This window comes from Chryseobacterium bernardetii, from assembly GCF_003815975.1.
Lineage (GTDB): Bacteria > Bacteroidota > Bacteroidia > Flavobacteriales > Weeksellaceae > Chryseobacterium > Chryseobacterium bernardetii.
Map to the genome: position 1 here is coordinate 719,779 of NZ_CP033932.1, position 12,628 is coordinate 732,406.

The 12,628-nt window shown below is 36.3% G+C and carries 13 protein-coding genes; 9 read left to right on the forward strand and 4 right to left on the reverse strand.

All coding sequences use genetic code 11. The features are described from left to right. Nucleotides 1-14 precede the first annotated feature (14 nt). From EG339_RS03480 to EG339_RS03505, 6 genes are all read left to right on the forward strand, one after another. Entirely contained in the window at nt 15-830 is an 816-nt protein-coding gene (locus tag EG339_RS03480; protein ID WP_123868889.1) for a hypothetical protein, read from the forward strand. Nucleotides 831-1,078: 248 nt separating this feature from the next. Further along, nucleotides 1,079-1,852, forward strand: coding sequence for a DUF6759 domain-containing protein (locus EG339_RS03485; protein ID WP_123868890.1), 774 nt, complete (start codon nt 1,079-1,081; stop codon nt 1,850-1,852). A 99-nt stretch (nt 1,853-1,951) separates the two neighbouring features. Further along, nucleotides 1,952-2,629 (forward strand): tRNA (guanosine(46)-N7)-methyltransferase TrmB, encoded by a 678-nt coding sequence (gene trmB / locus EG339_RS03490; protein WP_123868891.1) that lies wholly within the window; start codon nt 1,952-1,954, stop codon nt 2,627-2,629. 21 nt (nt 2,630-2,650) lie between these two features. Next, a complete protein-coding gene (locus EG339_RS03495) occupies nt 2,651-3,337 on the forward strand; it encodes a DUF6759 domain-containing protein (protein ID WP_228459698.1) in 687 nt (228 codons plus the stop codon). An 8-nt stretch (nt 3,338-3,345) separates the two neighbouring features. After that, nucleotides 3,346-3,783, forward strand: a complete 438-nt coding sequence (locus tag EG339_RS03500; RefSeq protein ID WP_123868892.1) for a DUF6759 domain-containing protein — start codon at nt 3,346-3,348, stop codon at nt 3,781-3,783. A 248-nt stretch (nt 3,784-4,031) separates the two neighbouring features. Beyond that, a complete protein-coding gene (locus tag EG339_RS03505; RefSeq protein ID WP_123868893.1) occupies nt 4,032-4,217 on the forward strand; it encodes a bacteriocin-like protein in 186 nt (61 codons plus the stop codon). Nucleotides 4,218-4,293: 76 nt separating this feature from the next. Here EG339_RS03505 and rpsB read toward each other — a convergent pair whose 3' ends face one another. From rpsB to rplM, 3 genes are all read right to left on the reverse strand, one after another. Next, nucleotides 4,294-5,055 (reverse strand): 30S ribosomal protein S2, encoded by a 762-nt coding sequence (gene rpsB, locus EG339_RS03510; RefSeq protein ID WP_034692922.1) that lies wholly within the window; start codon nt 5,053-5,055, stop codon nt 4,294-4,296. A gap of 204 nt (nt 5,056-5,259) precedes the next feature. Continuing rightward, complete coding sequence (rpsI, locus tag EG339_RS03515; protein ID WP_007843277.1) at nt 5,260-5,646, reverse strand: 30S ribosomal protein S9; 387 nt, start codon at nt 5,644-5,646, stop codon at nt 5,260-5,262. A gap of 6 nt (nt 5,647-5,652) precedes the next feature. Then, complete coding sequence (gene rplM, locus EG339_RS03520) at nt 5,653-6,108, reverse strand: 50S ribosomal protein L13 (protein ID WP_027375420.1); 456 nt, start codon at nt 6,106-6,108, stop codon at nt 5,653-5,655. A 487-nt stretch (nt 6,109-6,595) separates the two neighbouring features. On the opposite strand from rplM, the gene EG339_RS03525 reads away from it, so the two are divergent. Further along, entirely contained in the window at nt 6,596-7,684 is a 1,089-nt protein-coding gene (locus EG339_RS03525; RefSeq protein ID WP_123868894.1) for a DUF3667 domain-containing protein, read from the forward strand. A 30-nt stretch (nt 7,685-7,714) separates the two neighbouring features. Here EG339_RS03525 and EG339_RS03530 read toward each other — a convergent pair whose 3' ends face one another. Then, nucleotides 7,715-8,047 (reverse strand): hypothetical protein, encoded by a 333-nt coding sequence (locus tag EG339_RS03530; RefSeq protein WP_123868895.1) that lies wholly within the window; start codon nt 8,045-8,047, stop codon nt 7,715-7,717. 256 nt (nt 8,048-8,303) lie between these two features. On the opposite strand from EG339_RS03530, the gene EG339_RS03535 reads away from it, so the two are divergent. After that, nucleotides 8,304-11,651 (forward strand): methylmalonyl-CoA mutase family protein, encoded by a 3,348-nt coding sequence (locus EG339_RS03535; protein ID WP_123868896.1) that lies wholly within the window; start codon nt 8,304-8,306, stop codon nt 11,649-11,651. A 92-nt stretch (nt 11,652-11,743) separates the two neighbouring features. Next, nucleotides 11,744-12,622, forward strand: a complete 879-nt coding sequence (locus tag EG339_RS03540) for a hypothetical protein (protein WP_123868897.1) — start codon at nt 11,744-11,746, stop codon at nt 12,620-12,622. The last annotated feature ends 6 nt before the right edge of the window (nt 12,623-12,628 follow it).

The window sequence follows — 12,628 nt, forward strand, 5'->3', positions numbered from 1 at the left end:
ATTTTGCCAATTATATGAAGAAACTGATTACTCTGCTGCTACTGGTTTTTCTGGCAAAAATCAATGCTCAAATATATTCCGGTGAGGTATTTCTAAGAGATAACTCTATCCTTTATCTCAATCAGGTATATGTTACCAATCTTAATACACAAAAAACTGTACTTGCTGATTACAACGGTAATTTTAGTGTTCCGGCTAACCCTGGAGATGTTATCCGTTTTACGTCCATTGTTACTGAAAGGAAAGATGTTAAGATGACTCCCCAGCTATTAGGACAGAAAAACCTGGTGGAACTGAAAATAGCTTATTACGAGATCCAGGAAATTGTACTCAGCAGATTCAAGCCTACAGGAAATCTCAGATATGACGTTAACTCTATCAGAAAAGAAGATAAAGCACTCGCCATTAAAAAAGTAATCGGACTTCCTGAACCTAAGGGAGACGGAACACCGCCTGAACTCCCTATTGCCGGATTAAGAGACGGTGGGCTTACCTTCAGTCTTGAAAGTATTTATGACATGCTTTCCGGCGAAAGAAAGAAAAAACAGCGTTATCAGGCTTATGAGAGAATGAATAGCTCAATCACCCAGGTTAAGAATTATTTAGGAAAAGATTATTTTGCAAAGTTTAAAATTCCTGAAAATCTGATTGATAACTTTTTACAGTTTGTATATACTTCAGAAAATATACAGCCTTATGTATTGGCCGGAAACTTTGAAGCTATAAAAATTCCTATTGAAAAATACATGCCTATTTATCAGAAAAGATTGAGGAACTCTCATCTTCAGGAAGTGGTAGCTCCCCAACAAATTCAGCAACCTGAGAAATAAAAATTCAGATTTATACAAAACCCATGTAATGTTACATGGGTTTTTCTTTTATACTAAACGGAAGCATTATTATCATCTGTTCACTTTTTGCAGAATACATTTCATTTATATTCAAAAATATGTTTAATTTTATGTCACGATCATGTGTTTAAAATAAAAACAATACTATTTCGTTATCCTACTAAAGACTAATTGACCCAAACACAAATTAAGAAAAAGTACTAAATTTTTAACTTAATGCGATATTAATGAAAAAAATACTTTTACTTCTTGCCTCGGTCTTGTTTTTCACCCTCTCTGCCCAAAAGAAGGGAAAAGATTATAGTGAAATTCTGAAAAGCAATAATATCTATGAAATCAATGCCTTCCTAAGGGATGCTCATCCTGATGACCCCAGAAGGTCCGTACTGAAGCCCCGGGTTATGGAAATGATGAAGGAATACATTAAGAATGCCCATCCCGAAGACCAGAAAGTAAAAGATATGCAGGAAATGCTGGCCTTATTAAGAAGACGGCCTTCTACAAAGATCACTTTTGATGAGATGAACGCCATCATCAAACAGAAACAGATTGCCAAATATAAAGCCGAACTTGCAGCAAAAAAACCGATAGAAACCTACACACCAAGCAACGCGCAAAATACTTTTGTTGTAAATACAACAGCTAATGCAGCTATTCCCAATGCAGAGGCAGAAGAATTCAATATGCTGATGAATGTCTCTCCTATTGAACATCAAAACAAAACCGTTAAGATCCTTAATTCTTTATTTGATAATGATCCTAACGCCAAGGAATGCATTGTTCTCATCCAAAACCAATCTGATTGTAATATTATTGTAAGAATGGAAGGCGTAGGAAATACCAAATACAGGCTTGCTGTCCCGGCTCATAAAGACAACTCAATTGTAGTGGAAAAAGGTCAATACCTTTTTACAAGCCTGGTTTGCGGAGCACAGTATGCATCACAAAAAACCATTCAAAAACCAATTATGGTTGCCTTAGGCAGCGCAACAGCAAAATAATCAAAACAATATAATAGTTTCACCATAGGTCTTTTAGCGTTAAAAGACCTCAATTCTGTCTAAATTTTATTACTTTTGCAGTCATTTTATAAATGACTCATGGGCAAGAATAAATTAGCAAGATTTGCAGAAAACAAGATATTACCGAATGTAATCCAACCAACAAGAGAAGAGGCTTTAGAGGGCTTTGAGCTTAAAGGGAAATGGAGGGAAAACTTCTTTAAAAATGACAACCCGATTGTTCTGGAGCTAGGCTGTGGAAAAGGAGAATATTCTGTTGGGCTGGCCAAAACTTTTCCTGAAAAAAACTTTATTGGAGTGGATATTAAAGGGGCAAGATTCTGGTTTGGAGCAAAAGAAGCAGTAGAAAGCAATATGAACAATGTGGCTTTTCTAAGAACACAAATTGAGCTTGTAGATTATTTCTTTGCAGAGAATGAAGTGGATGAAATCTGGATTACCTTTCCGGATCCGCAAATTAAATATAAAAGAACAAAACATAGATTAACACACCCGGACTTTTTAGCACGTTATAAGAAATTCCTGAAGCCAGGAGGAATTATCCACCTGAAAACAGACTCAGAATTCCTTCACGGATATACACTGGGATATTTACAGGGAGCAGGATATGAAATCATTAGCGCTCACCATGATATCTACGGAGCTCCGGAGTATGATCCGAATACCCCGCATTTGAGAGATATCCAGACGTATTATGAAGGACTGTTTTCAGCAAAAGGAAAAACAATAACCTATATAAAATTCCGGATCAACTGATGAAATAAACAAACACTATTGATGAAAAAAAAATTTTTGACAATTTTATTTTTCACTTTCCTTACCCACGGCTTTACCTACGCACAAAAAAGCAGTAAAGACATCTTAAAAAGCACAAATATCAAGGAAATTGAAGAATATCTTAAGACCGCACACCCTGACGATCCTAAAAAAAGCGTACTAAAACCTAAGCTCATTGCCTTAAAAAACTCTGAGTGGACAAAGGGAGCCCGTACAGCCAAACCCATGGAAGCGAGACCTGTTATTGCAGATATTCCCAAAAATGCTATGAAGGATCCCAACTCCAACGAAGCAGAAGAATTTAAACGTTTAATTGCTGAAACGTCTGCAGAGCATAAGGGAAAAACAGAACAGCTTCTGAATACAATGCTTAATGAAGACATTACTAAAAAAGAATCCATTCTTTTATTTAAGAATAATTCTGACTGTAATATAGTTCTCAGGATAGAAGGAAAAGATTACTATAATCTTGCCGTTCCTGCTCGCGGGGAAAACTTCATTATCGTTAATAAAGGCTCTTATACGCTTACAAGTAATGTGTGTGATATGAAGTACTTTTCTCAGAAAGATATAAAAAGAAGTATCTTTGTAACCATAAACAATCCGGGTCAGCCAGAGACACAACCAATCTCTGACGCAAAGATATCCCCTGAGAAACCATTGAAAAAAAGAAAAGCAAAAAAATAATAGACGGTATGAAAAAGCTATTAGTTCTTGCCGGGACCTCAATAGTCCTTACCAGCTGTAGTGTTAATTATGGCGGTTATCCTATTAGAAATCCCTATCCTGCCAACTCCGGTGGTAGCAGCGCAGCCAATACTGAAAGAGAATATAATGAGCTGATGAAAACCCATAAACCTGAAACAGCTGAGGTACTTAATGACCTTCTTAATAATGATGATCCGGGGAATCCCAAAACCTCTATTTCAGTAAATAATAGCTCTCCGTGTAATATGGTATTAACAATAAGCGGGAATAATTTCTTTAAAAAGATTCCTATAGGTGCTGGAAAAACAGGCTATACAATGGTCACTAAAAATCAAAACTACAGCTTGTCCGGTATGGTTTGCAATTCACGGTACCAATCTACAAAGTTTATAACAACTTCTTTTTCCATAACACTTAGGAATTAACATAGAAAACTGCAGAATTCTGCAGTTTTTTTATTTAGACTCTCCTTATGGAGAAAACAGATAATATATACGCCTTTAAAATAGTCCATTATCTAGCTGGCTATTCAATAACTATAGATAGAAATATAAATAACATAAAATCAAAACGTTATTATATAAATTACATAAAGTAATAAATATCTATATTTAAAATAAATAATTGCGGTATCCGAAAAGCATAGAGAGTAGGAAAAACTAAAATAAAAACCATGAAAAATTTAAAAAAAATCCCAAGAATTGCATTAAAAACAATTAAAGGAGGATTTAAATTATGTACACAAGGCTGTAATACTGAAATAGGAGAAATATGCTGCGGGGTTATATGCAGGGTGGGAGAAGTGCTAATACCAGCAGATCCTACTATTCCAACAGTTGTTGTTTGTCCAAAGAGATAAATTATAAGACTCTATTCAATAAAAAAACGCTGGACCAAAAATCCAGCGTTTTTCTTATATTAAAGAAAATCTTTAATTATTCTGCATCGAAATCAGCATCTGTATCAGCAGATACTTTTTCTCCTTCTTCTTTAGATTTTTCTTTATCAGCTTTTCTTTGAGACTGACCTTCTTTGATAGATTCAGAAACTACGCTAAGGATCATATCAATAGACTTAGAAGCATCATCGTTTCCTGGGATAACGAAGTCTACTTTTCTAGGGTCAGAGTTTGTATCAACGATACCGAAAACTGGAATACCAAGCTTCTTAGCTTCAGTTACCGCGATGTGTTCTCTTAAGATGTCAACTACAAATACAGCAGAAGGAAGTCTCACCATGTCAGCGATAGAACCTAAGTTCTTCTCTAGGTTAGCTCTTTGTCTGTCAACCTGTAATCTTTCTTTTTTAGATAAAGTTTCGAACGTACCGTCTTTTTTCATTTTGTCGATAGAGTTCATTTTCTTTACCGCCTTTCTGATAGTAACGAAGTTCGTTAACATACCACCTGGCCATCTTTCTGTAATATAAGGCATATTAAGTTCAGAAGCGTGTTTTGCAACCACTTCTTTCGCTTGCTTCTTAGTAGCTACGAAAAGAACTTTTTTACCTGCAGAAGTTAATTTTTCTAAAGCGCTGCACGCTTCATCTAATTTAACTGCTGTTTTATGTAAGTCTACAATGTGAATACCGTTCTTCTCCATAAAAATGTATGGAGCCATATTTGGGTTCCACTTTCTAGTCATGTGACCGAAGTGTACGCCAGCCTCTAAAAGGTCTTTTACATTTGCTTTTGCCATGTTTTCTGTTTTTGTTAGTTTACTTTCCGTCTTTTAAACAATCAACAACTTCTTTAGATGGGAGAAGCGTTTGGATGCTAAACGTAACGGGCAATTGGCGGGCTGCTTTTTGCTTTTGGCAATGGGCTTTTCGCCGAGATTAAGTTTAAATAAAATTTAAATTTCTGTAGCCAATAGCTAATAGCCATTCGCCAACAGCAAATCTTAACGTTTTGAGAATTGGAATCTCTTTCTTGCTTTTTTCTGACCTGGCTTCTTTCTTTCCACCATTCTTGCGTCTCTTGTAAGTAAACCAGCTGGCTTTAATGCTAATCTGAACTCAGCGTTGATTTCGCATAAAGCTCTAGAAATACCTAATCTGATAGCCTCTGCCTGACCTGTATTACCCCCACCGAATACGTTTACGGTAACGTCATACTGACCAACAGTCTCAGAAAGGATGAACGGTTGGTTTAATTTGTAAACCATCACGTCTGTAGAGAAATATTCTTTAGCATCTTTACCGTTTACTGTAATGTTTCCAGAACCTGGTTTTACATAAACTCTAGCTACAGAAGTTTTTCTTCTTCCGATTTTGTGAACTATAGACATAATTAATTATTTAAATTCGTTAACATTAATTGTTTTAGGCTGTTGAGCTTCATGTTTGTGCTCAGTTCCTTCATATAAATAAAGGTTCTTAAGGATAGCAGCACCTAGTCTGTTTTTAGGTAACATCCCTTTTACAGACTTCTCTAATACCTTTAAAGAATCTTTCTTTTGAAGTTCAGCCGCAGTCATAGACTTCTGTCCACCAGGATATCCTGTATGCCAGATATAAGTCTTATCAGCCCACTTGTTTCCGGAAAGTGTAATTTTCCCAGCATTCAAAACGATAACGTTATCACCACAATCTACGTGAGGTGTAAAGTTCGTTTTGTGCTTACCTCTCAAAATCTTTGCAACCGTAGAAGCTAATCTACCTAACGGCTGTCCTTCAGCGTCTACCACAACCCATTCTTTATTAGCAGTAGCTTTGTTCGCTGAAACAGTTTTGTAACTTAATGTATTCACACGTTTTAGTTAAAGATTAAACATAATTTACCCCTAAAAGGGTGTGCAAAGGTACAAATTATTTTTGTAACCCAAAAACATATTTCATTTAATCTACAAAATATCGGATAATCAATTCTATAGCATTAGATTGTAACACTATTGTATTTTTGGCATAAAACTTGTAAAATGTTGTCGCGATGAAAAAACGTCTAAAGATTCTGAAAACGCAGATATGATAAAGCAAGAGTTTTTTCCCTCAACTCTTTCTTTATTGCCATTTTAAAATCCTGCAAATTATTCTTTCACTTATTTCTAAGTTAGCCGGTATCCTTATTTTATATAAAGATCTCATTAATTCCATGAAGAAAACTTTATTCATGTTTTAATTCTCTTTTTTCAAGAATTATTAATCAATTTTAATTTTCCTTTAAGGTTTCATTCAAAGAAGTAGTGATATCATTATTTATTTCCTGAAATAATTATCTTTGCTGCACAAACAAGTACCATGAGCCACGGAAAGATCCGAGAAGACAAAACCTGCCTGAATTGCGGGCATCAAGTAGAAGAAAGATTCTGTCCACATTGCGGACAGGAAAATACGGAACGCAGACAGCCTTTCTATTTCCTGTTCACCCACTTCATTGAAGATTTCACTCATTATGACGGGCAGTTCTGGGGAACTGTAAAAAATCTCTTATTTAAGCCTGGCAAGTTGACAAATACCTATCTTGAAGGGAAAAGACAGAAATTTGTACCTCCCGTAAAGCTTTATATTTTTGTCAGTTTTATCACATTTTTTGTATTTGCATTATTTCCTATGGTCAATATAGGGTCCAGCGACAAACATAATGAAAAGCAGGGTGAGAAAGGCCTTGTAAAAATTATGAAACCTATTGAAACACAAAAAATAATAGATAGTATAAAAGCTAAAAAAATATTGACCGAAGAGGATTCTCTTGTTATTGAAAAGCTAAAGATGGTTCCCGATTCTGACAATGTGGAAAAAATACTGGATATGGACAGCACAATAGATTCCGGTGATGGAAACTATAAAACAAAAAAGTCCTACGACTCAGCTAAGGCTAAAAACCCAGGATTCTTTGATTTTGTGGAAAAACCGATTGTTCATAAATTCTTTGAACTCAAAGAACATGGAATTACCAAAAAGGAACTAGTAGCTAATATGACAGAAAAATCATTTCATAACCTGCCTAAAGCTCTTTTCATTTACCTTCCTTTGTTTGCATTCTTCTTATGGATATTCCACAGTAAGAAAAAGTGGTGGTATTTTGACCATGGAATTTTCACTTTGCATTATTTCTCCTTCTTATTACTAACAGTCTTATTAATATTCCTGCTTTCAAAATTAGCCGGCCTCACAGACTTCTGGCTGATTAATACAATTTTATATTTAGCAATATCATTACTTTCATTATACAGTATGACTTATTTCTTTATTGCTCACCGACGCGTTTATCGTGCCCATGGCCTGGTAAGTATTATTGTTGGAATGATATTATTTACCATTAATTTCTTCGCATTCATGTTTTTACTTACAGGGCTCGCCCTGATAAGTTTTATGATGATTCATTAATAAAAAAAGCTGTCAAGTGTGACAGCTTTTTTATTTTCTTAATGACTTCGTTGCCCTAAAGCTTGCTATTACATAATAGGCTACAAACACCATTGAAAACTTCAAAATGGAAGGAATAGCAAGTTCGAGTTTAAAAAATAAAGTTCCTGCTAAAACCAGAACAGCCATCACTACAAAAGACAGTCCAAGTTTTTTAGGCAATGTAAAATCCGGAGTATCCAGATAATAAGCTGTGCCCCATGCAGCACCGAAGGCAATGGCATAATAAATTTCCAGGCCGATATTATCTGAACTTACAAAGAAATAATTGATAAGGAAGCTTACAACGGTTCCCAACGCGAAATATATCAAAGCTTTTTGCATATCTGTAAAATATGGTGCAAAAGTAGAAATTTTAATTTGAGTAATTAAGGATATATCAAATTCTAAACAAAATCTGCAAGTCATTTTTAATTCTGTAACTACCGAACCTTTCGTCTTTTAAATTCTTAAACCTAAAAATGGGGGCATTTTATTAAATAGAACACCACAAATACATGATAGTCAATACTATAAAATCAAACACAAGGTTCTTTTTTTATTATTATATTTGAAAACTTAGAAACTTTCTAGAATTTTTATGGAAACCCAAAAATATACTCCAACCAACAAGGTAAGAATCGTAACAGCGGCGTCATTGTTTGACGGGCATGATGCTGCGATCAATATTATGCGTCGTGTCATCCAGGGAACCGGATGTGAAGTGATTCACTTAGGGCATGACAAATCAGCAGAGGAAGTTGTGAATACAGCAATCCAGGAAGATGCCAATGCGATTGCATTAACTTCATATCAGGGAGGTCACAATGAATATTTCAAATATATCTATGATCTTTTAAGAGAAAAAAACTCGCCACAAATCAAAATTTTTGGTGGCGGAGGCGGTGTTATCCTTCCGGAAGAGATCAAAGATCTGATGTCCTATGGAATTGACAGAATCTACTCGCCGGATGACGGACGTGAGCTTGGCCTTCAGGGAATGATTGATGACCTGGTGCACCGTTCCGACTTTGCTACCGGAAAAGATGTTACGGCTAAAGATTTAGAAAATATCAGCTTTGAAAATCCATCAAGCATTGCACAGATTATTTCTGCTGTTGAAAACTTTTCTGATGAAAAGCCAGAACTGGTAAAAGCAATTGATGAGAAATCAAAAGAATTAAATATCCCTATCATTGGTATTACAGGAACGGGAGGTGCCGGAAAATCATCTTTAACGGATGAGCTGGTAAGACGTTTCCTGCGTTCAAATACTAATAAAAAAATTGCGATCATCTCTATTGACCCTTCGAAGAAAAAAACAGGAGGAGCTCTTCTTGGAGACAGGATTCGTATGAATGCCATTAATGATCCAAGAGTTTATATGCGTTCAATGGCTACGAGAGAAAACAACGTTTCTGTTTCTCCATTCATTCATTCTGCATTAAATGTATTGAAACTGGCTCATCCGGATGTGATCATCCTTGAAACTTCAGGAATCGGGCAGTCTGGTTCAGAAGTTTCTGACTTTGCAGATGTTTCTATGTATGTAATGACTCCTGAATATGGAGCGTCTACTCAGTTGGAAAAAATCGACATGTTAGATTATGCTGATCTGGTGGCTTTAAATAAATCTGATAAACGTGGTGCTCTTGACGCGCTTCAGGCTGTAAGAAAACAGTTCCAGAGAAACCATCTTTTATGGGAAAGCCCATTGGAGGATATGCCTGTATATGCTACAAAAGCATCTCAGTTCAATGACCATGGAACCACAGAGCTTTATAACAGACTGGTTTCCAAAGTCAATGAAAAATTTACAGACTTAGGACTTAAAACTTTCGTTGAGCAGGAAATTACAGATGAAGTAACCATCATTCCTCCCAAAAGAGTACGTTACCTTTCTGAAATTGTTGAAAACAATAAACAGTATGACGCCAATGTTGAAAAGCAGGCCGAGCTTGCCAGAAAAATGTATCATATTGAAGGGGTAAAAAATATTATTTCCAATGAAGCTTTAGATACTGAATATCAAAAAGCTGAAAAGGAACTTCAGCAGGAGAATATTGACTTCCTGAAAACATGGGATGATACGAAGAAAGCTTTCCATGCAGAGTTTTATTCCTACTTTGTAAGAGGAAAAGAAATTAAGGTAGAGACTTCTACAGAATCTTTATCTCATTTAAGGATTCCAAAAATTGCCTTACCGAAATACAATGATTGGGGGGATCTGATTAAATGGAAAGGCCAGGAAAACCTTCCGGGAAGCTTCCCTTATACTGCCGGAATCTATCCGTTCAAAAGAACGGGTGAAGACCCAACAAGGATGTTCGCAGGAGAAGGTGGCCCGGAAAGAACCAACAGAAGATTCCATTATGTATCTGCAGAAATGCCGGCAAAACGACTGTCTACAGCTTTTGACTCTGTAACGCTATACGGGCAGGATCCTGCTTTACCACCGGATATCTATGGTAAGATCGGTAATGCGGGAGTTTCTATTGCTACGCTGGATGATGCTAAAAAACTATATTCAGGTTTTGATCTGGTAAATGCATTAACTTCAGTTTCAATGACGATCAACGGACCTGCTCCTATGCTTTTAGCTTTCTTTATGAATGCTGCCATTGACCAGAATGTTGAGAAATATATTAAAGAAAACGGATTAGAAGCTAAAGTTGAAGCTAAGCTTAAAGAAAAATTTGATGATAAAGGCTTGGAAAGACCGAAGTATAACGGTGAACTTCCGCCATCCAATAACGGATTGGGATTACAGCTTTTAGGATTAACAGGTGATGAAATTATCCCTGCTGATGTATATGCTGAAATTAAGGCAAAAACAATTGCTACTGTTCGTGGTACTGTTCAGGCTGATATTTTAAAGGAGGATCAGGCTCAGAATACCTGTATCTTCTCTACCGAATTTGCCCTGAGATTAATGGGTGATGTTCAGGAATACTTCATTAAGGAAAAAGTAAGAAACTTCTACTCTGTTTCCATTTCCGGTTATCACATTGCTGAAGCGGGTGCCAACCCGGTTTCTCAGCTTGCATTTACATTAGCAAACGGTTTCACTTATGTGGAATATTACCTGTCCAGAGGAATGGATATCAATGATTTTGCTCCGAACCTATCTTTCTTCTTCTCTAACGGTATTGACCCTGAATATTCAGTGATCGGGCGTGTGGCAAGAAGAATCTGGGCAAAAGCCATGAAATTGAAATATGGTGCAGATGAAAGAAGCCAGATGCTGAAATACCACATTCAGACATCAGGACGTTCTCTTCACGCTCAGGAAATTGATTTCAATGATATCAGAACTACGCTTCAGGCGCTTTACGCGATTTATGATAACTGTAATTCGCTTCACACGAATGCTTACGATGAAGCGATTACCACTCCTACAGAACAGTCTGTAAGAAGAGCAATGGCTATTCAGTTAATTATTAACAAAGAATTAGGGCTGGCTAAAAATGAAAACCCGCTTCAGGGATCTTTCATTATCGAAGAGCTGACTGATCTTGTGGAAGAGGCTGTTTATGCAGAATTTGACAGAATTACTGAAAGAGGCGGTGTATTGGGAGCTATGGAAACCATGTATCAGCGTTCTAAGATCCAGGAAGAATCCATGCATTACGAATGGCTGAAACATACTGGAGAATATCCGATCATCGGAGTAAATACTTTCCTTGGAAAAGACGGCTCTCCAACGGTGCTTCCAGGAGAGGTTATCCGTTCCACTGAAGAGGAAAAGCAGGCACAGATTGAAGCCCTTCACAACTTCCAGAAAGCCAACGAAGGAAAATCTGAAGAAGCTTTGAAAAAACTTCAGCATGCAGCCATCAACCAGCAGAACTTATTTGAAGTGATGATTGATGCGGTTAAATTCTGTTCTTTAGGACAGATCACCAATGCTTTATTTGAAGTGGGTGGTAAGTACAGAAGAAATATGTAAGCATATCCCTGACTTCAGGAACTATAAATTAAAACCTCAAAGAAATTCTTTGAGGTTTTTTTGTATTTTTAATATCACAAAACTAAATAATCATGAAGAAGGAATTCCAAATTAAAGAGCCTTGCTACGCTGCCCGGGAAAATATGCAGGAAATTCCCGGTGGAAGCTTTTGCGGCCATTGCGCAAAAAAAGTATATGACCTTTCAGATAAAACAGATGATGAAATTAAATTATTACTACAATCCAACTCATCTGTGTGTGGAAGAATTCAGGCCCAGCGGTTATATATTCCGGAAGAAAAATCAGAAACTCCAAACAACTTTTTTCAACTTCCATTTAGAAAAATAGCCAGCGGAATCTTCCTCTCTATTTTATTTACCTCGAACCTCACCGCACAAAAAAAGAAAATTGACACCTTGGGTAGTGCGGAGATCCAGGGAATGGTTATGGTTGCTCACAGACCAGGAAACGAAGAGTATGATTATCCTGAAACTGCAGCAAACCGAAAGCTCGAAGTAAAACCTTCAGGAGATACAGAAAACCTCATCCGGTATCAGTTTATTACCATTCTTACTCCTTCTAAAAGACACTGTTCCAGCCATTCACTTAAAAATTCTATTAATATTCCTGCAGATGATGTAAAAACAAGCAATATATTTGTTTTTGAGGGAGCAGATTCTCATAACAGAGTGAATGATAACAAATATTTTCTTTTTGTCAATAAAAGACATATTAAAGATGATGGTACACTGAATCTAAATCTGGATCAGGCGAAACAGTTTCCTTTTAATCCTAAAAATAAAGAGTTCATTTATTTTCTGGATGGTGAGGAAATTACGAAAAAAGAGTTTGAGCAATACCAGAAAGATAATAAGATTGATTCTTATTTTCTCCCTGAAATCTATGCAGAAGAGCTCTTTGGTCCTGATTATTATTTTGAAAACGGAGCTATTGTGGCCTATCGGAAATAAGGATAC

Bases quoted from the DNA above. Each gene is read 5' to 3' on its own strand.
- EG339_RS03505 (WP_123868893.1), top strand. From the start codon at position 4,032: ATGAAAAATTTAAAAAAAATCCCAAGAATTGCATTAAAAACAATTAAA.
- EG339_RS03485 (WP_123868890.1), top strand. From the start codon at position 1,079: ATGAAAAAAATACTTTTACTTCTTGCCTCGGTCTTGTTTTTCACCCTC.
- EG339_RS03500 (WP_123868892.1), top strand. From the start codon at position 3,346: ATGAAAAAGCTATTAGTTCTTGCCGGGACCTCAATAGTCCTTACCAGC.
- EG339_RS03525 (WP_123868894.1), top strand. From the start codon at position 6,596: ATGAGCCACGGAAAGATCCGAGAAGACAAAACCTGCCTGAATTGCGGG.
- trmB (WP_123868891.1), top strand. From the start codon at position 1,952: ATGGGCAAGAATAAATTAGCAAGATTTGCAGAAAACAAGATATTACCG.
- EG339_RS03480 (WP_123868889.1), top strand. From the start codon at position 15: ATGAAGAAACTGATTACTCTGCTGCTACTGGTTTTTCTGGCAAAAATC.
- EG339_RS03535 (WP_123868896.1), top strand. From the start codon at position 8,304: ATGGAAACCCAAAAATATACTCCAACCAACAAGGTAAGAATCGTAACA.
- rpsI (WP_007843277.1), bottom strand. From the start codon at position 5,646: ATGTCTATAGTTCACAAAATCGGAAGAAGAAAAACTTCTGTAGCTAGA.
- rpsB (WP_034692922.1), bottom strand. From the start codon at position 5,055: ATGGCAAAAGCAAATGTAAAAGACCTTTTAGAGGCTGGCGTACACTTC.
- EG339_RS03530 (WP_123868895.1), bottom strand. From the start codon at position 8,047: ATGCAAAAAGCTTTGATATATTTCGCGTTGGGAACCGTTGTAAGCTTC.
- EG339_RS03495 (WP_228459698.1), top strand. From the start codon at position 2,651: ATGAAAAAAAAATTTTTGACAATTTTATTTTTCACTTTCCTTACCCAC.
- EG339_RS03540 (WP_123868897.1), top strand. From the start codon at position 11,744: ATGAAGAAGGAATTCCAAATTAAAGAGCCTTGCTACGCTGCCCGGGAA.